This is a genomic window from Phormidium sp. FACHB-592, assembly GCF_014695795.1.
Taxonomy (GTDB): Bacteria; Cyanobacteriota; Cyanobacteriia; order Leptolyngbyales; family Leptolyngbyaceae; genus Stenomitos.
The window spans coordinates 1-17933 of the sequence record NZ_JACJOZ010000030.1; the positions used below are offsets into that span (position 1 = coordinate 1).

16 protein-coding genes are annotated in these 17933 nt (G+C 48.7%); 7 read left to right on the forward strand and 9 right to left on the reverse strand.

Annotated features, from left to right (window positions below; all coding sequences use genetic code 11):
* Nucleotides 1-131 precede the first annotated feature (131 nt).
* Nucleotides 132-647 carry a hypothetical protein gene (locus H6F86_RS06230; protein ID WP_190447246.1) on the reverse strand — a complete coding sequence of 172 codons (516 nt, stop codon included), beginning with the start codon at nucleotides 645-647 and terminating at the stop codon, nucleotides 132-134.
* Between the two features lie 239 nt (nucleotides 648-886).
* On the opposite strand from H6F86_RS06230, the gene H6F86_RS06235 reads away from it, so the two are divergent.
* Together H6F86_RS06235 and H6F86_RS06240 are read left to right on the forward strand one after the other, a co-directional pair.
* Complete coding sequence (locus H6F86_RS06235) at nucleotides 887-1225, forward strand: hypothetical protein (RefSeq protein ID WP_190447247.1); 339 nt, start codon at nucleotides 887-889, stop codon at nucleotides 1223-1225.
* A 210-nt stretch (nucleotides 1226-1435) separates the two neighbouring features.
* A complete protein-coding gene (locus tag H6F86_RS06240) occupies nucleotides 1436-1744 on the forward strand; it encodes a DUF3181 family protein (RefSeq protein ID WP_190447248.1) in 309 nt (102 codons plus the stop codon).
* Between the two features lie 181 nt (nucleotides 1745-1925).
* Here H6F86_RS06240 and murJ read toward each other — a convergent pair whose 3' ends face one another.
* The 4 genes from murJ to H6F86_RS06260 form a co-directional block, all read right to left on the reverse strand.
* Nucleotides 1926-3593 (reverse strand): murein biosynthesis integral membrane protein MurJ, encoded by a 1668-nt coding sequence (gene murJ, locus H6F86_RS06245; protein WP_190447249.1) that lies wholly within the window; start codon nucleotides 3591-3593, stop codon nucleotides 1926-1928.
* A gap of 259 nt (nucleotides 3594-3852) precedes the next feature.
* Nucleotides 3853-4140, reverse strand: a complete 288-nt coding sequence (locus H6F86_RS06250; protein WP_190447250.1) for a Precorrin-3B methylase — start codon at nucleotides 4138-4140, stop codon at nucleotides 3853-3855.
* Nucleotides 4141-4399: 259 nt separating this feature from the next.
* Complete coding sequence (locus H6F86_RS06255) at nucleotides 4400-5119, reverse strand: hypothetical protein (protein WP_206756012.1); 720 nt, start codon at nucleotides 5117-5119, stop codon at nucleotides 4400-4402.
* Nucleotides 5120-5632: 513 nt separating this feature from the next.
* Complete coding sequence (locus tag H6F86_RS06260; RefSeq protein ID WP_199305121.1) at nucleotides 5633-6094, reverse strand: thioesterase family protein; 462 nt, start codon at nucleotides 6092-6094, stop codon at nucleotides 5633-5635.
* Nucleotides 6095-6290: 196 nt separating this feature from the next.
* On the opposite strand from H6F86_RS06260, the gene H6F86_RS06265 reads away from it, so the two are divergent.
* Together H6F86_RS06265 and H6F86_RS06270 are read left to right on the forward strand one after the other, a co-directional pair.
* The gene (locus H6F86_RS06265) at nucleotides 6291-6467 is read left to right on the forward strand and encodes a hypothetical protein (RefSeq protein WP_190447252.1); all 177 of its coding nucleotides are present in this window, start codon (nucleotides 6291-6293) and stop codon (nucleotides 6465-6467) included.
* Nucleotides 6468-6721: 254 nt separating this feature from the next.
* Entirely contained in the window at nucleotides 6722-7597 is an 876-nt protein-coding gene (locus H6F86_RS06270; protein WP_190447253.1) for an aldo/keto reductase, read from the forward strand.
* Between the two features lie 9 nt (nucleotides 7598-7606).
* Here H6F86_RS06270 and H6F86_RS06275 read toward each other — a convergent pair whose 3' ends face one another.
* Entirely contained in the window at nucleotides 7607-8257 is a 651-nt protein-coding gene (locus H6F86_RS06275) for a L,D-transpeptidase (RefSeq protein WP_190447254.1), read from the reverse strand.
* A 350-nt stretch (nucleotides 8258-8607) separates the two neighbouring features.
* Here H6F86_RS06275 and H6F86_RS06280 point away from each other — a divergent pair, with 350 nt between their 5' ends.
* Nucleotides 8608-9660 carry a YihY/virulence factor BrkB family protein gene (locus H6F86_RS06280; protein ID WP_190447255.1) on the forward strand — a complete coding sequence of 351 codons (1053 nt, stop codon included), beginning with the start codon at nucleotides 8608-8610 and terminating at the stop codon, nucleotides 9658-9660.
* 78 nt (nucleotides 9661-9738) lie between these two features.
* Here the strand turns inward: H6F86_RS06280 and H6F86_RS06285 are convergent, their stop codons facing one another.
* From H6F86_RS06285 to H6F86_RS06295, 3 genes are all read right to left on the reverse strand, one after another.
* Nucleotides 9739-10257: a pentapeptide repeat-containing protein gene (locus H6F86_RS06285; protein ID WP_190447256.1), complete on the reverse strand. Its 519-nt coding sequence runs from the start codon at nucleotides 10255-10257 to the stop codon at nucleotides 9739-9741.
* A 107-nt stretch (nucleotides 10258-10364) separates the two neighbouring features.
* Nucleotides 10365-11753 (reverse strand): LCP family protein, encoded by a 1389-nt coding sequence (locus H6F86_RS06290; protein ID WP_347240095.1) that lies wholly within the window; start codon nucleotides 11751-11753, stop codon nucleotides 10365-10367.
* Nucleotides 11754-12587: 834 nt separating this feature from the next.
* Nucleotides 12588-13682: a glycosyltransferase gene (locus H6F86_RS06295; protein WP_199305122.1), complete on the reverse strand. Its 1095-nt coding sequence runs from the start codon at nucleotides 13680-13682 to the stop codon at nucleotides 12588-12590.
* A 904-nt stretch (nucleotides 13683-14586) separates the two neighbouring features.
* Here H6F86_RS06295 and H6F86_RS33095 point away from each other — a divergent pair.
* Nucleotides 14587-17034 carry a tetratricopeptide repeat protein gene (locus H6F86_RS33095; protein WP_190447257.1) on the forward strand — a complete coding sequence of 816 codons (2448 nt, stop codon included), beginning with the start codon at nucleotides 14587-14589 and terminating at the stop codon, nucleotides 17032-17034.
* A gap of 114 nt (nucleotides 17035-17148) precedes the next feature.
* Entirely contained in the window at nucleotides 17149-17655 is a 507-nt protein-coding gene (locus H6F86_RS06305; protein WP_190447258.1) for a peptidoglycan-binding protein, read from the forward strand.
* Nucleotides 17656-17933: the final 278 nt, after the last annotated feature.

Sequence of the window (17933 nt, forward strand, 5' to 3'; positions counted from 1 at the left end):
CCTGAAAATCATGAAGGCATGGTTTATGTGGTCATGATTCGGTTGATGCTGAGGCGGTTAACAAACAACCGACGAACGAGGAACTTGAAACCTGCTTAACCAGCATTTACAAACACTTTCTAAAGCGTTCTTTAGTAGAGACTCGGTGCCGAGTAATGTCCCAAGACCTCCTGCCCCCAGTGCACCAGCTTTTCGGGTCCTTCAATCATCAACAGATAGCGTCCGTGGTTCAGGTGATGACGATAAATGCTGGCGGTGCTGCCCTCGCCTAAAAAGCCAAACAAGCTGCCAGCCACGGCAGCACAAATGCCGCTGAGTAGAGTTGTTGTCAACACAACTGCGGCTGTATTCCAGCCTGGGGTAAAGATCAGCGAGGCAACAAGGCTCAAGACAAAGCCTGAGCAAGCAGCAATAGTGCCAAAACTGCGGGCTTTATGAAAAGCAATATGCAACGGGGTTTTTAAGCCCACCCGATCGGGACTGCTGTACCCTGCGCCCACGATCGCCAAATGCTCTGGAGAAATACCGTGGTAGTGCAGCAACCGATATGCCTGAAAAGCGGCGGCTTCATCGGGAAGAACCACGATCGCCAGGTAAGTCAGGCGACGCTTAAACGTTGAGCCGCGAAAGAAGCGTGCAATAGCCACAAACCTAGTCCGGTATGAGGGAGTTTCCTGTCTGAATTCTAACCTTAGTCATTCGTTAGAAGTGCCTGATCTTAAAGGCAATTTAAGGAATGCTTTTGTAAGTGAGAGTGCTGTATACAGGCTGTAGTATGGCGTAGATTGCTTGCTTAACGCTAAAAAACTGACAATGCAAGTAGTTCGCTATTCTAGAAGTAGACTATCGGTCTACGTTTTCACTATTCATCACGGTTTCACAATCTATGCCTCCTCGTTGGCCCCGTCAACCCGATCGCAACGATCCGGCTTACCGTAAGCTTGATGATCGTATGAACTTGGCAATGCATGTTGCGATCTTTGCAGTCACCAATTCTGGGCTCTGGTTTTTCCGCATTCTCGGCGAAAGAACGTCCCCACCTGGTGCTCCAGATAGTTTGCCCTGGACACCCTTGCTTACACTTGTCTGGGCAGGACTTTTGGTTGCCCATGCAATGTTTATTTTGACGATTGCCAATTACTCTGAACCAACCGCCACAGCCACCAGTGCGGGCACTGGTTTTAAGCCAAAGGTCACGGCAAACACGACTAAAGCGTCTAAGTAATAGCTTCTGAGGCGATCGAGGCATTTGGTCGTTGCCATTTGCTCCTCTCGGAATTGGCTAACGACCTGGAAACGCTTAAAAGCCCTTCTTCGGTGGGAGAAGGGTAACGATGAGGGTAAACCTAACTACGCATCGTTGTCGTAATTGGTCTTTAGGCATTAGCAGCCTTTTTAGTACACGCTCTCTTTAACAAAATCGGGGATTATCATCATGGCACTAACCAGTTCTAGTGAAGCGATCGAAGCACTGGCTGCCGAGATCGGTGAAAAAATCTACATTGACGTAGCAAAGTGGCATCTCTACTTAGCGGATGCTCATCTGCATACTGTTCTAGCGGAGAAGTTCTATCCGCTATTGTCTGCCAACGCCATCGCAGAAAATGAAGTCATCAAGATCCTTGAAGGCATTTCGGTAAAACTGGGTGGCGGCAAGCGCGAAGTACCGTTAACCGATCTGCTGCCTATGCAATGCCAGGTTAACTTGATTGACCTGCTGGAAGAGTTTCAGCGAGATATGTAAGAAAACATTGGCTTATCAGCAGCCAACGTTTTAGCCTTAGCCTCAAGCGGTGAGTTGCTTTCAAAGTACAGTTACCCACTTCCTGAGGCTATAGCCGTTAGATTGTTTCTCACAGGTTCTTCGCAGGTTTTTTCCCGCAAGGAATGCAGTTGGTTTTTGACCAAGGCTTTGACAATGTTAGTTAAGGTTGCTTGAGAAAGCGCTGTCTGAGACGATCGCTCACCTGCTTTACCTCTGGTATCCGAAGCTGGATGGCAATCAGCCCAAAGATGCCTAACCCTACCAGCCCAGAGAGACATAGCTGCAACAACAACAGCCATGGTCCTTCGCGACCAAGAAAATGTTCGCTGGCTTGCAGTGTGCCCCAAGCGGCAAAGCCAGAAGCAATGCTAGCGATCGTCAACCCTGCCAGTGGTACAGCCCACTCCCGCAAGGGTAAGCCACCTAGGCGACGGTTGAGCATCCATAGCATAGCTATCATCGAAACCACATTCACGGCCACAGTTGCCAGTATTAAACCCGGCGCTCCTAAAGGCTTGACCAGGAAGAAGTCCAGCAGTGCGTTGAGAAAAATATTGACGACGCTGATGCGAAACGGCGTATCGCCATCTTCTAGAGCGTAAAACACTCGCACCAAAACATCCCGCGCCAGATAAAAAAACATCCCCAGTGCATAAACAACTAGCACTGAAGCCGTCAAGGCTGAGTCTGCGACAGTAAATGCATAGCGTTCGTAGACAACTCGTGAGAGCGGAAACGCTAGCGCCATCATCAGCGCACTTACAGGCAGCATTGTCACAGCCGTTGTTAGTAAACCCTGGCGAATCCGCACCTTGAGTTCAGCCCAGTTTTCGGGTGCAGCTAGCTTGGCAAATGCAGGCAAGAGTGGCACCAAAATAGCGTTAGAGATAATGCCCAACGGTGTCAGCACAAGCAGCCCAGCGTACCCCATTGCTGAAACCGCCGCCGCCGCATTAGGAATAAAGGAGGCAAAAAATAGATCTGTCCATACATTGATTTGCATCATGCCCGACGAAAACGTAGCCGGACCCATGATTTTGATCACTTCCTGCACGGCTGGTTCGCGGAAGTTAAAGCGCAACCGAAGACCACCCAGTCCTGACTTCCACTGCGCCGGAAGCTGAACCAACCATTGCAAAACGGCTCCTGCCAGCGTTGACCATGCCAGCACTGCTCCACCTAAGGCTGCATATTGCGGTAAAGCAATCTTGTCGCCCAGGTAAAGCGCTAGTCCACCCAGACCAACCAGCATCGTCACGCTAGAGAACAGGGGGCTGATGGACGGTAGCCAATACTGATCCGCTGCGTTCAAGGCTCCAAAGCCAATCCCGATTAGCCCTGCTAGCATTGCCATTGGTGCCATAATGCGAAACTGCTGCACCGCGATCGCTCTCGTTTGCTGCAAGGTTTCAAAGGTGGCTGCGTCAATGCCTTGCGCGGTTGCCTGGTCAGCAGTGATGTATAAGCCTGGAGCCACCAGATGCATTAAAGGATTGGCAAACACGACAAGCCCGATCGTGACGAGCAGCAAGATGCCCCCTACTAGCGTTGTAATGCCTTCCATAATGGGAGCAACTTCGGCTTGCTTGCGCTTTGCCAGTACGCTGACGATCGCACTATGAAAGGGACCGTTGATACCTCCCAATAGAATCAGCAAAAAGCTTGGGATGACGTAGGCAAAGTTATAGGCACCGTAGGCAGGACCCACCCCAAAAGCAGCCGCGATCGCCTGCTGTCGCACTAGCCCAAAAAGCTTGCTGATGAGCGTGGCGATCGCCACAATCCCGGCAATGCCTGCTAGAGAGCGAGTCGGTTTCGATTCAGTCACGTGGGGTCTGCATAGTAGAACTTCACTATTTAACCTGAGTTCGGGGTACGCTGAAACCTTTCTTCCACATTGCTGGTTTCAAGTACGTCAGCCGCCTCTACTCAAGTCACTGCTTTAGCTGAATCCTGGTTTATTGAGCCGCATAAAAAAATTGCTCATAAGCGGTTTACTCACTACGTCATCCAGGAACACTAAAAGCTATGGCAAAAGGATAAAGAAAAGCCCTTACTCGAAGGAAGTTTCAAGGTTTAAGTCTGTCCTAACGTTCTCTTCGACTGCTATCTTTCGCCTTTCGTTTCGCCTTGGGTGGCGTGCGATGTTCCCCAAAGTATTTTTCGCTACGGTAGCGCAGCCACACCCGTAACTGCTGTGGAATTTGGTCTTTTTGCTCTTTTGTTAGGGTGTTGTAAAGGGCTAAAGCGCGATCGCGTTCGCCCCGACAGGCAGCATTATTGTGGGCATCCCAATAGCTGCGGGCAACCCGAATGCGCCGACAGACTTCTTTGACCAGTGCTGCTCCCGTAAGGGGTTGTTCCTGCTTTGCCATACTGCAATCAAACTGTTCTTCTCCCATCCTAATCTAGAGGCTTACAGGCTTACGTCTACGATCGTGCTAGCCCAACATAGCCCTGCTAGAACATTGCGCGTTTGTATCGAGCGATAACCCTAGCTTCTCTGCGTAGTCAAGCAGCCAAGGGTTTTCGGTCTATCACTCTGTTCTCAAGCTACAGGGGTAAGGCAGTAACACATGAGTCAGTCAAGACGTAGAGTGCCAAAGGTCGGATGACACTAATGGGTCAGCAGCTCTAAAGATCTTGAGGTACAAGCTGTGCTACTGCTGCAAGAGCCTGTCGATTCTTCACAGGCTTAGGCAAACGTAAACTACGCGTGCCTTGATCCGTCCAAATGATATGCAGGTAGTCCCTAGCTTGACCTTGTCGGAACAGGCGATAGACCTTCATACCAGTATCTTCGTCCAAATCAAGCGGCTGAAGGGTATACCCCTTGGCTTGAAGCTGTTGCTCCAGGGTTTGAGAAATCTCCCGCCCGTTTGTCTCGGCAGACGCGTAGCAGTCCTTAATGCCCTCGCAGGCGATCGCACCCTCAACTTGAAAGACATCTGGGCTCGGTGTCGGTACGGGCTGGACAGGGGTTGAAGGGGTCACAGGGGCAGAAGACGCAGGAGGTGAGATCGGTGTGGGTGCAGAGGAAGCAGGGGGTAAGCTGCGGCTTACAGGCTCTTGCGGGATAGTAATAAGCGGTGCCTTTACCCTGGCAACAGGTTTCGGTAACGCCCGCTTAGGCACAAAGGTAGCGACTGAAGCCTTCGAGGGACTAGGTTTAGGAATAACGGCAAGGGAAGAAGGCTGCTTTGGCAATGGCACCACCTTGACTGAAGTGCTCCGAGGTTTTTCCTCTGGCTTCTCATGGTCGATCGGTAAGCTCAAGACCAAGCCGTGCAGTCCTAGAGATAGGAAAATCAAAAACCAGCGTAAAGAGTTTTGAGGCTTCTGAAGACGATTCACAGTCAATTTCAACCAGGGTTAACGGCAGGCAATGAAGGAGAAAATGTTATGTGCGACGTGCCCAACGCTGCTTCCCCAAATGCTGCTTGCAACGCTTCCTCTTCCAGAGCATTGAAACAAGGAATGAGGACAAAGCAGTGGCACAGCGAGTAAACAGAAACGGGAACCTCCACTCAAGCTTGCTTGAATCAAAACGGAGGGAAACAGACTTAATGACAAAGACTTGCATCAATAGATCACCATAAATGATCAGTCCCTTCTTGTCCATCCCTTAAAGGGACTTATTGCAGACTTAGCGCCGATATTGAGTGGAACGAAAGACGTTAACTTTATCGAGATGCTTTGGCTTTAGTTATGCTTCATGTCTTAGCGTTGAATGAGCCAGTGCTTCACCCAATAAGTAGGAGGGCTAAATCACTACTGAGAGACCGGGCTTCGACTGCGCTCAACCCGCCGACATATAGGGCTGACCGCATTGAGCGAAGTCAAAAGGCAGCTTATAAATAACTATGTTCAGCTATTTATGGCTTCATCTGAATGCACATAGGGCAAAAATAACGCTCGTTCTTCTGACTGCAACCGTCTTGGGCGTAGCGTGGTGCGATCAACAAACAATCCTTTTTGCCATGCTTCTGCTGCCAATGTTCTTTGAGTGTTGTAGAAATGGATCTGCATAACAGCGGATGCCTGCCGCAATTCCGAAAGCCACAGCTCTACCTGTACGCGATCGCCTAAAAAGAGTGGTGTTTTATAGGTGATCTGAGTTTGCACTAAAACTGGAGCAAACCCCTGCTGTAAGATTTCGTGGAGCGGCATTCCAACGGCTTCCAGCAATTTTGTACGTCCAATCTCCATCCATTGCACATAAACGATGTTGTTCACATGACCGATAAAGTCAATGTGGAAGGAGTAAACCTCTAGCTCAAAGCAAACTTTCTGCATCTGTGCGCCCTTTAAATCACCGCTCAGGGACACGGTAAACCACCGCTCAAGGACACGGTATCATAACCAATAAGTGAACTCACAAGCTAGCCACTAGGCGCAATCGCATCGCAACCGACAGTTTAGAATTTCTCAAACAAACGCTCGCCTGAAAATAGTACGAAGGATAATGAAGGGGCGTGAGTTCGGTTTAGACTCAGTAAATAGCCAGTGTAGTAAAGGTGCAAATATGAGTACTGGTTTAGAAGACGAGCAATCACAGCAGCTTCTGTCTTTAATTAACGGCTTAGAAGAGCTAATAGCAGTTACTGATCAGGATGGTGCAGAAGAAGTCTTAGACGAACTGTATGTGCTTCTTACTAAAATCTACGATCGTTTTCCAGAGCTAGACACAGACGAAGCGTAAGGGCGATCGTTATAATCACGACGGCAAAATTGCAAGCACCCGATATTGCTGTGGTTGAATTGATGCCATACTATCGCTCCAATCATCCTGCCTCTAGAAGGATGACTATTAACCGTTTCTGCGGTGAGCTGTTGATCGACGGTGAGAGAGCCGTACAAGTTGCTTTACTTCTACATTGCAGCGGCAATAATAAGCCGTAACAGCAGCAATGTAGCAACTTGCTCTCAAACACAGCCCACTTATATAGGTATGGCATGGAAACGAAACAGTTAGGCAACACAGGTATACCCGTCAGCGCAATCGGTTTGGGTGGTATGCCAATGTCACTCAGCAGTCGCCCACCCGAAGCACAGTCGATCGCCACGATTCATCGCGCTCTTGATCTCGGCGTTACACTCATCGATACTGCCGATTCTTATTGCAAAGATGAGTCAGACAAGCACCATAACGAACGTCTAATTTATAAAGCACTCCAGGAGTACAGTCAGGATACGAGCAATGTCATGATTGCGACGAAGGGTGGTTTGATGCGACCAAACGGTGACTGGACACGCAATGGGAATCCTGACCATCTCCGGGAAACGATCCATGCCAGCTTTGAGGCGCTGGGCGGCGATCAACCGATCGGACTCTGGCAGTATCATGCCCCCGACCCCAATTACTCGATTGAAGAGTCGCTTAAGCCAGCTAGAGAAGCCGTTGTCAACGGTCTGATTCGGTTTGTGGGTGTTTCCAACTTTTCGGTCGAGCAGATTAAGCGTGCACGTGATGTAGTTGAAATCGAGTCAGTGCAGAACCAGTACAATCCCTGGAATCGTGAACCAGAGTCGGATGGGGTGCTGGAGTATTGCGATCGCGAAGGGCTGACCTTCTTACCCTGGAGCCCCTTAGGCGGTAGCCGACGGTTTAACCAAATTAAAGAGATCAAGGCGATCGTCCAATTGGCGCAAGCAAAGGGTATTTCGGTTTACAGCATTGTGCTGGCATGGCTGCGGGCAAAATCACCTAGCGTCTTACCGATCCCCGGTGCCAGTAAACCAGAGAGCATTGAGGATTCCATCACGGCTGCAACGGTCAAGCTCGATCAGACAGAAGTTGACCAGATCGACCAGGCGATCGCAACGACCTGAGCGGGCATCTTACTTCACAACTGTAACGACGGTGCCAAGGGTGACTTGTTTGAATAGGTCTTCTACATCTTTGTTGTACATCCGAATACAGCCATGAGACGCTGCTCGACCGACTGATCGAGGGTTCGGCGTACCGTGAAAGCCAATCCAGTTCTTACCATCAGTCCAGAAGCCAATCCAGTAGCGTCCAAGCGGGTTTTCAGGATCACCACCTGGAATTACCACCCCTTTTCGTAAGGGATTTATCCAGGTGGGGTTCTTGATCATTTGCTTGACTTCGTAAGAACCAGTCGGCGTTTCCCAGCCAGGACGACCAACGGCGATCGCGTAGTTTTTGACCACTGTAGAGCCACGATACAGCGTCACCTGACGACGGCTAAGGCGAATTTCTAACCGTAACGCTTCAGCATCCGGTTTTGTTAAGGCTGGATCAGGCTCAAACCGCAAATCTGGATGAACGCCGGGATCAAGGTAGGGAGCCAGCGTTTTCGGAATATCTCGCTGATTTGGCAGCGCGGGCTGATCTTCCTGTGGGGTAACGGTCTCGGTGGTAGTTGGGGGTTCAACGGTAGCTGGTGTTGCTGCCATAGCCAGAGATGGCATGACCAGCAGCTTCGCCGCTAACAGTACACCCGCTAATTTCTTTGAAGATTGCAGCATTACAGATAGACAAGAGACGAGTTCAGAATAACGATAATAGCTGCTCAGTTATAGCCTGGATCGATTAAGTGAGGCATCTACCCACCTATCTACCGGAAGCTAGTACTGCAAGAAGCAAAAATGACCACTCAGATTTCCGAGTTTTTCAAACATCTAGGAACTTGGGAATGCCTTAAATCAGTAATATTCACCCAGCAATCGCATGAAGTAGATTTCTGCGGTCAAGTATCAAAAAGGATGACTTAAAAGGAATTAATTGGTTCCTGTTAGCAGATGCCATTCCTCAGACTGATGCTTGTATTCTGTTTATCCTGCAATGATGGTCAAAATTAATTAGCAAGGGCAATGGGATGAAGGCAAAAGATGTCGTTACGCTGCTCAAAGAGACGGTAGCAGAATGGAGCGAAGATAAAGTACCGCTCTGGGCAGCAGCATTGGCGTACTACACTATCTTTTCGCTCGCTCCACTCTTGTTGATTGCGATTTCGATCGCTGGTGTTGTCTTTGGTGAAGAGGCTGCTAGAGGCGAGATTGTAGGGCAGATTCGCGGTCTAGTAGGGCAGGACGGGGCAGAAGCGATTCAAGGAATGATCCAAAACGTTAATCGCCCCGGTTCTGGTGGCACTCTCGCAACGATCGTTGGGGTGGTAACGCTACTGTTTGGAGCCTCTGGTGTTTTTGGCCAGTTGCAAGATGCACTGAATACAATTTGGGGTGTTAAACCGAAACCGGGCCAAGGCATTGCAAGCTTTATTCAGGCTCGCTTTCTGTCCTTTGCTATGGTTTTGGTAATTGGCTTTTTGCTATTAGTCTCGCTAGTTTTATCAGCAGCGTTGGCAGCGATCACCACCTTCTTTAGCCATTTTCTACCGACCTTTGTTGCGTTAGGTCAGCTTTTAAACTTCGTGGTTTCGTTTGGCTTCATTACGCTCCTGTTCGCTGCCATTTATAAGTTTTTGCCTGATGTCAATGTTGCCTGGAAAGACCTTTGGATTGGCGCTGCTACCACGTCCCTTCTGTTTAACATTGGTAAGTTTCTGATTGGGCTGTATTTAGGCAATAGTGGTGCGACCTCAGCCTATGGAGCCGCTGGTTCACTCGTTATTCTTTTGTTGTGGGTCTTCTATTCAGCACAAATTATTTTGTTTGGTGCTGAGTTTACGCAGGTTTTTGCCAAGCATCGTGGCTCAGAAATCACGCCTAGCGACCATGCTGTATGGATTACGCCAAGGACTGAAGGTACAGCAACGATGCAAACCGAGTCTGAACGTACGCAGCCAGCACAGTCTACTGGTACATCGCGGAAGCGCCATAACCATCTTGCAGCTTGGGCTGGCTCTGCTGTTATGCTCATTGGGGCTGTGCGTCGATCAACGCAACCACGCCAGCGCAAACGCCGTTAGTATCGTTTGCGGGACTGACTCTGACTGGTGGAACTTTCGTAACTAGCAGAAAGCATCATTGCATCAGAGTGCTTCAACTCAGCGGCATCCTAAGCTGTCGCGTGTCGCAACACCCGTTGATGGATTGACACCTTCAGCACGCTGGCAGAGTTGCAGAATATCGTAGCGATCGATGATGGCATCGGTAAAATCGGCTCCAGTCACCTCTGCTTCATTAAAGATGCTGCGGCTCAGCGTTGCACCAACCAAAATAGCATTCGTAAGCTTTGCTTTGTAGAAGGTGACGCGATCGCCCAACGCATTTTCTAAATTTGCGCCTGTCAGGTTAGCGCCCAAAAGATTTCCTTTTGTCAAGATTGCACCTTTCATATTTGCGCCCACAAAATTGGCATTACGCATCTCTGCCGCTACAAAAACACCTCCAACTAAATCAGTGTTAGCAAAGTCACGGTTTTCTAAATTAGTGTTGCTGTAATTAATTGTTTTTGCCTGAGCAAAAGCAGGCGTAGCGCCTAATAGCACCCATAACCACGCTAGCGCGATCGCCAGCAAGACAACAAAAAATCGCCTCATAAATTTGATTGAAACCTCTTGCATAGAAAAACCTGGCAGATTGGAAGACCACTATTCCTATCTAACAACAAGATGAAGCAGCGATCAGTGCCCTCACGTTTCTCTAACCATAGAGATATCTAGACATCACGTTACTTTGCTGGGAAAACCCAATCATCGCCAAGGCGGATAGTCAAATCGGAGTCTAAATCACCTGTTGAATCGGCAGCAACTCGACCCGCATTCAGCAGTTTTTGCACCATTTCTGCACTGCTTAAGTCGCCTTGTTGGGCAATGATTTGGGTTTGCTTCTGTTTGTCAGACCAGTCAGAGGCGATATAGACGTTTGAAAAGCCCTGGTTCGACAGATAAGCGCGCAGTTCATTAGCTGCATCTGGCTTACTAGATGCGTTTTGAATGGCAACTCTAAGGTCTTGAGTGCGTAGTTGATTCGTCGCTGCATCCATTGCCTCTACGTCAAAATACTGCCGCAAAACCCGATCGCGCCCCTCAGGGTTCATAATCCAATAGCTGGCAACAAACTCGTCAGGATTGCTGAAGCGCCCTGGCAACATCACCATTTTAAAGTTGCCTTGGCTTAGCTTGCGTCCAGCACTGGTCAGTGCAATCATTTCCTCCAGGCTCAGATTTGTATCAATGTACTTCTGCATTGCCGAAACCAACCCGGGTAACCGGGGCAGCACGAGGGGGTTCGTCAGGCGTTTAAGCAACGCTTTGAGCAGAGTTTGCTGACGTTGAACGCGCCCAATATCACCGTAGGCATCCTGCCGAAAACGAGCAAACTGCTCGGCTTGGTCGCCATTAAGAGTTTGTAAGCCAGGAGAGAGATCAATCTTCAGCTTCTGAGTCTGATCAACGTAGGACATTTTCTCAGGCACATAGACCTCAACGCCGCCCAGCAAATCAACGAGTTCTCGAAATGCTGCTGTATCGACTCGTACGTATCGATCGATCGATATGCCATTCAAAAGACCACTGACCGTTCTGGCAGCTAGCTCAGAGCCTCCCCTCACATTGGCATCATTGACTTTAGTGACACCAACTGTAGGGATACTGACTTGAGTATCACGTGGAATTGACAGCAGCTTTACTGAGTCATCAGTAGGGTCAACTCGTAGCAGCAGCATCGTATCACTGCGTCCATTAAAAAGTTCTTTTGAGCCTGCCTTAGCCTGGGGGACACGATCGATCCCCATAACCAGGATGTTAACTGGGCGACCGACCTGATACTGAAAGCCAGACTGCCAAAGACTACCGTTGGGTGACTTCTCCCCTTCTGTACTCGACGCGACACCCGTTGGCAATGGCACCATCATCGCCACTGTCATACCGATCGCAGTAGAGACTGCCGCTGCCGCAACCAGGGCTAAACGTTTTAACAGCCATCTTGCAGGAGGATTGCTTTGAGATGGTGGGATGGCGATCGATGGTTGTGGAGGAACAGTAGCGCCTAAGTGACTATGAGGCTGACTGGCTTGATCCGACTGTTGCACATGCGCGCCTCTTTCAGTTTTTGTCACTACAAGCGATCCTTCTTATTGAACTTAGGTGGCAAAGCCTACCCGTCTAAAAACTACCCAACCCAACTTGTTGAGCATTATAGCCTGAGCCTGCAAGATGCCTAGTCCATACGGGGATATAATTCTGCCAGCATCCTACCAGCATTGATCGGGCAGAACGGAGGAACTCTCAGGTTCACTGTCTTTCCAGGTTCACTGTCTACAGCCAAATGATTTTGAACCTTGTGGCAACGCTGCTTACTTCACCACACTTTGTGTAGCGACATGAATCAGCTCTTGATAGGAGAGCAATCAACAATAATCCGACTAAGCTCACTGACACACTACATCTTTTTCTTTAACAGACGCAGAGACATAGACCGCAAAACAAAGTCTAGGTTTCTTCTGATTTTTAAGAGCAGAGCGGGTCGTTAACCTACATTAAGGCAACAATAGCAAGATACAAAAAGATCGGCAGCAAAAATAGCCTATAAAACTTAGAGATAAAGCAGCGCAGGGGGAAGAAGCGCCTATCCCACAAGCTGTTAAAAAAGACTTTGGCAACGTAAAAATCTATTCAATAAGTTACATTAGCCTATCAAACAGATTTCTTTGCTAGAAGCAAGCGCGATCGAAATGTTGCCAATAGTATCAATCTAAAAAATGCTGGCTATAGCTTTCTCCACTTAATTTTCCTCAATCCCGCTTATGAAGCTCCCGCTTATGAAGGGGAATCTTACTTCGTAGCGTGTAGAAAGGGAATTGGTATAAAAGAAGAAAGCTATTAAGTCGATCGCAATCACCCTCATTTCACTGATTAGTGAGGAGCCAAGACGAGTATTGAGTTTAGAGACATTAAGCTGGCAAAGGTGCTGCAAAGGACTCAGGTTGGGGCACGTTACCTAACTGTTGCAGTTGAGCGATCATACTCTCGACATAGTATTCACTGGTATGCTCGCTCAAAATGCGCGCATAAGCCGCTTCCGCTTGTTGAGCAGCTACTTCAGGATGCTCTAGCAAGTGTGTAATAGCGTGTTGCAGTCCAGCAGCATCACCAGCCTCAACTCCAGTGACAAGCCCTAAGTTGATCAATTCGTCGGCAAGACCGGGGGTACGGGTCATAACGACGGGTCGCCGACATGCCATCGCTTCTATGAGCGTTGTGAGTCCAGCCGAGTAGTTATTCCACAAAAGGCTAACGACCACAACATCGGCATCGCGGTAAAGTTGCAAAAACTCAGACCAGTCGTAGTGTCGGGAAGCCATGTTATCAGGCATGACTTTTGGGAACACAACCTTTGTCTTTGCCGATGCGTTAGGTGAAACGGCACAAATTTTCACGTCAACATCCAGAGCTTGTGTGGCAGTAGCCAACGTTTGATAGTCTCGCTGTTCTAAGCCAGCACTGACAACCAATGGTCTCGTTTTGGGCTGTGCGGCACCAGGGTTAAAGAATCGAATATCAGTTTGCTCTGGCTGCTGATAGATACGATCGCCAGAAAGCTGCAAATAATCACGGATATAGGTTGCTTTTATTTGAGTATTGACGGCAAAGAGGTCAATTTGATCGCTGAGGCGGAAGAACTTTAACAGGCGTCGCACACGTCTCCGATAGGGAGCCATCACTGAAACCGCTAATTTCGGTCTCTTGCCCTTGAATTTGCAAAGTATTGCCAGCGCAAAACCCACATCTTCGCCTAAACAGAAGACAGTATCGTGTTCTGTAAGCTGAGACACTAAGCGCCGAGCCAGCGCCCACTGTTCGGGTTGCCCAATGATCTTCGAGCACAGCCAGTCAAAGAGAGTAAGTGGGTCGTTAGTGGGAACGTGAACGGTTGCTCCTAATGTTTGGCTGAGATTCCATATAACGTGACGCGGACGTTTGCCTGCCTGGGCTTCACGCTCAATGCCTTCTAAATCAAAGTCTCTGCTTAAAAGAATATGATACATCAGTGCAGGCTCCTACTTAATCAAAGAAAGGTGGATTATTTAATTAGTTGTTATGCGCTCGATAGAGCAATCGGCTAAAGCAAAGCCAGCTCCAATAACAGCTACTGGAGCCACAATTGTCCTTATAGTAAAGCTACGAGCAAGGTTACTCATACTAGATTCATACGCTAAACACTTGCACAAAGAACAATCAACTACAAATTAATGAACTTCCTTTGTGCTTTTTGTATGAATACTTGTGTTGGCAATGGAGCTGCTGTGTAAAGATACAATCTTCCTTGAAGAAAAAAGATGTAGCTTCTTTCTTTAGACCCATTTTGTTAGTTTGCTTCAGTTAAGCATAGGATAATTACATACTGAATTACTGTAAATTTCTCACTTACTACTGTAATTTTTATAGTAATTCCTATGTTTCCTACGCTCACTGAAAATGTATCCTAAGGTGTATCACGTAGGAAGTGTTCCTGTCAGCTAAAGTGCTTCACACAATCTTATTATTAGAGAGGCTTAGTATGACAGTTGCATCAAGTGGCTCTCCGCGAATCTAGGTAGTTAATTAATACAAGAGTCACAATTTTCATCTAATCAGTAAATATACTTATAGATCATTCTGTATTTCTTTAAAGAGCCGCTACTCTAGGAACTTTATGTTCCTGGACAAACCTGGCTTGTCCAGATGTATGCTCTGGTTCCTTGCCTGCCGTAGTAGGGGTAAAGCTAGAACCACACTCTTTAGTAAGCAGAATTTCTTGTGTTAAGGATTTCCTGATTGCACAGGCAGGTTGTGAAGAAAGTTAGAGACACTTAAGCCCCCGCTACATTCTGACATCCTGCTGGTGCATCTACAGCCACAGCAGCCCTTACAAACAATCGATCAACCCTACACAAACGGTTTGAGGAAGCTGTGAAGAACCGTAATTGGCTCAATCTTTCGGAGTATGCTTTGCTAGTCGGTGCAGGCATTGGCTCACTAGCCTCTGTTGCCTCGCAGCAGATTTTGTTTACAGCAGCGCCTGTATCGGCGTTATTGCTGGTTAATTTAGTAAACCGTCGGCGACTAGAAGAAGCAACGTTAGCACATACAGACACCTCTGTAAGGCAAATAGATCAGAAACTTTCTGAAGACCTTAGTGCGCTGCGGCAACAAATTCAGGTCTTGCCTAATTTCTTAGATCTGGCTAGCTTGAGAAAATCTGTCCTACATGAAACGGCAGCAGGAGCCGCTGGGCTGGCTCAGGATCTAACTCAAATTAAACGCGAACTAGCAAAACCAGAATGGCGCTTGCTTGCCCAGGAGGTGCAACAGCTACAGGCTGACTATACTAATCTGGCTGACTCTGTGAACCAGGTAACGGCATACTTAGGTCGTTTATGCACAATCGATCGCGCTGATGACTTAGACTCAGCGCTTACCCAACTGAAAACAGAACTGTCTCAACTGCGGGGCAACCTGCAAACGCTGGGCGAAGAGCAGCGTAACAACAATCCTCGCGTCATGCAGGATCAAATTAACCATATCAATCGTCGCCTGAATAATTTGCCAACCCCCTTTGATGCCAGCGCCCTTAAGCAAGATGTTGATTCGCTGGTGAAGATGCTGGGTGAGGTCGTGTCGCGGCGTGAGCTAGCACGTTTGAAGACCCAAATTGAGCAAATTAGCCAGCAGCAAGAGGTTCTAGATCAAACAGTCACGCCGGTTAAGATGGCGACGACGATTTTAAAGAAGCAGCTTGATACGATTACAGCCAAGCTGAACATGAATGAGCATGGCTTTGGGTCAATCCTGGAAACAGGCTTACTGCAACCTGATCCTTCGATCGTCGAAGGACTAAAAGCAACGGTCGGCGCTCTAGAACATCGCCTGAACCAGTTGCCGATCGCCACTGACCTTACTCACCTGCGAACGGATATGCAGAGTCTGGTCGCGAACCAGATGGGGCAACTTCAGCAGCAGTTGTCGGGCGTGCAGCAATTTACCCAAACCCTGGAGCATCAGCAAAAAACGCTGCGTGATTGGGTCAACCGCCTGCCTCAAGTGCTCGACTCTTCCGCCCTCGAAAGCCAGGTTAAGTATCTGTCTGCACGGGTGGAATGGGCAGAGAGTAATGCTGTTGATGTAGAGGCACAAGTAGATGCAGCCGTAAAAACGCATCTAGAAGACATCGTGCAGCAACTCCAACCCAATGAACCGCCAGCGTATGAACTGGTGTTTGATGTCAAAGGGCACCAGCAGCACGGACAAGCAACGGGCTACAGCCGTGCCTTACTGGAGCAAGCTTTAGACAATGCACAGGCACGGTTAATTGTGGTTTATCCCTATCCCAATGCCCAAACGTTAGATGAGGCGCTGATCCAAAAATTTAGGGATTTTCTCGATCGCAATGGCTGCCTGGATTTTGGCTGGGGGCATCTGGGTAATATGAGTGAGGGGCATACCTCGCGATCGCTCGATCGTCGCCGCGCCCTTGAGCCAACCCAAAAAGGCTTTCTTCACACAATGCTCAACCAGTTGACCCAACTAAAGCGGCAGTATCCTACGCAATTTCGCTTTAAGGTGCTGGGTACGGATGAACATTTTTTGGTGTGCGATCGCAGCTATGCCTTACTGGGCGCTCAGTCAGTTGCGACTGCCAGTGCTGTTTTTCCGCAGGCAGCCGTCGGGCTACGCACGATCGATGCGGATGTGATTCAAGGTTTAGTGGATCGGTTTGACGATCCGGTGCTGGATGCTAATGACGTGATCGCCTACTTCAACCGCGCCTCTACTCGTTACGATCTGGGCGATCGCCAGGGTGCGATCGCTGACTACACCGAAGTCCTCCGCATTGCACCGCGTGATGATGTTGCCTACAACAACCGTGGGCTGGCTCGGTATGACAAAAACGATCGCTATGGTGCAATGGCAGACTTTGAGCAAGCCGTGCAGCACAATCCCGAAAACTTCATTGCCTACTGTAATCGCGGCTTCATACGCTCTGAACTGGGTGACAAAATGGGTGCGATCGAAGATTACACCTTTGCGCTTCAAGCATACCCCGACTTTGCCACTGCCTACTTTTATCGGGGTCTGGCACGCACTCGACTGCAAAATAAACTGGGTGCCATTCAAGATTACACCGAGGTCATTCGGTTGAACCCGCAGGATGCCATTGCCTACTTTTACCGGGGACTTGCCCGCGTCAAAATCGGGCATCGTCTGGATGCGATCGAAGACCTCCGCCAAGCTGCCGAACTCTTTTCTGAGCAAGGCGATACGGCAAACTACCAGCAAACCCTTAGCACGATCAAAAAGCTGCACAAAACGTTGGCGATTACTACGTCTAGCCAGCCATTGGTAGCAAGTGAAGTCTAGGAGTAGAGAGTAAAAACGACTCTATTCACCCTATTGGGTGACACTTTGTGATGAGGTTGTTGCAAACGTAACTCAGTACTTTAGTAGATAGTCCAATGGCTTTGAGGCGCTACGATGTCTCCTCTATCCAGTTCTGAGCCTTGCTTGCCCGTGACCAATCAATCGTGTCAAAAACCGCTGTTACAACGTGGTGCCAGCGGGATAGAAGTAATCGAAATCCAAAAATTGTTGATCAACTGGAGCCTTTATGAGGGTGCGGTAGATGGTTACTTTGGTGAGTGTCTTGAACAGGCAGTAAGAGCCTTTCAAAAACGGGTCTTTTTGCCAAGCAGTGGCGTTGTGGATGCACGCACCTGGCGATCGCTCTACACAGGTGCCCCGATCGAAATGCCGTTGCTACAGCGGGGCAGTGCTGGCGAAGCCGTCGTGCTGCTACAAAAAGCGTTACAGGCTGTTGGGCAAACGGCGATCGTAGTCGATGGCTCCTTTGAACAGCAGACCGATAAGGCTGTACGGCACTTTCAGCGGCAGCAAGGCTTGGTGGTTGATGGAGTCGTAGCTAGCTGCACCTGGCTGGCATTAAGCAAAGCATCGCCTGTTGCCAAGAACCCGCAACACTAAGGCAGATGTGCAGTATAAAGTTAGAGTCTGTTGCTATCACAACGCTTAGTAAGGGCTACTTTAGTAGGGCTTCTTGACCGCAGCCGCAGCCTACTCTCAAAATAAAGCAACCCGTTTCTTTCATCCTTTAGGAGAGAGGGCTTGCATTTAGTTACCCAAGTCGGTCGGTTATCTTTACTGTTCGCCGCCTGTTGAACTAACGGCAATACTGCTTTAATGGCAGCAGGATGATTCTGATCGGTATAGTACCAATCAGGAGCGGCTAACCAGGATCAAGG

Bases quoted from the DNA above. Each gene is read 5' to 3' on its own strand.
- H6F86_RS06280 (WP_190447255.1), top strand. From the start codon at position 8,608: ATGAAGGCAAAAGATGTCGTTACGCTGCTCAAAGAGACGGTAGCAGAA.
- H6F86_RS06240 (WP_190447248.1), top strand. From the start codon at position 1,436: ATGGCACTAACCAGTTCTAGTGAAGCGATCGAAGCACTGGCTGCCGAG.
- H6F86_RS06235 (WP_190447247.1), top strand. From the start codon at position 887: ATGCCTCCTCGTTGGCCCCGTCAACCCGATCGCAACGATCCGGCTTAC.
- H6F86_RS06275 (WP_190447254.1), bottom strand. From the start codon at position 8,257: ATGCTGCAATCTTCAAAGAAATTAGCGGGTGTACTGTTAGCGGCGAAG.
- H6F86_RS06305 (WP_190447258.1), top strand. From the start codon at position 17,149: ATGTCTCCTCTATCCAGTTCTGAGCCTTGCTTGCCCGTGACCAATCAA.
- H6F86_RS06265 (WP_190447252.1), top strand. From the start codon at position 6,291: ATGAGTACTGGTTTAGAAGACGAGCAATCACAGCAGCTTCTGTCTTTA.
- H6F86_RS06295 (WP_199305122.1), bottom strand. From the start codon at position 13,682: ATGTATCATATTCTTTTAAGCAGAGACTTTGATTTAGAAGGCATTGAG.
- H6F86_RS06285 (WP_190447256.1), bottom strand. From the start codon at position 10,257: ATGCAAGAGGTTTCAATCAAATTTATGAGGCGATTTTTTGTTGTCTTG.
- H6F86_RS06250 (WP_190447250.1), bottom strand. From the start codon at position 4,140: ATGGCAAAGCAGGAACAACCCCTTACGGGAGCAGCACTGGTCAAAGAA.
- H6F86_RS06270 (WP_190447253.1), top strand. From the start codon at position 6,722: ATGGAAACGAAACAGTTAGGCAACACAGGTATACCCGTCAGCGCAATC.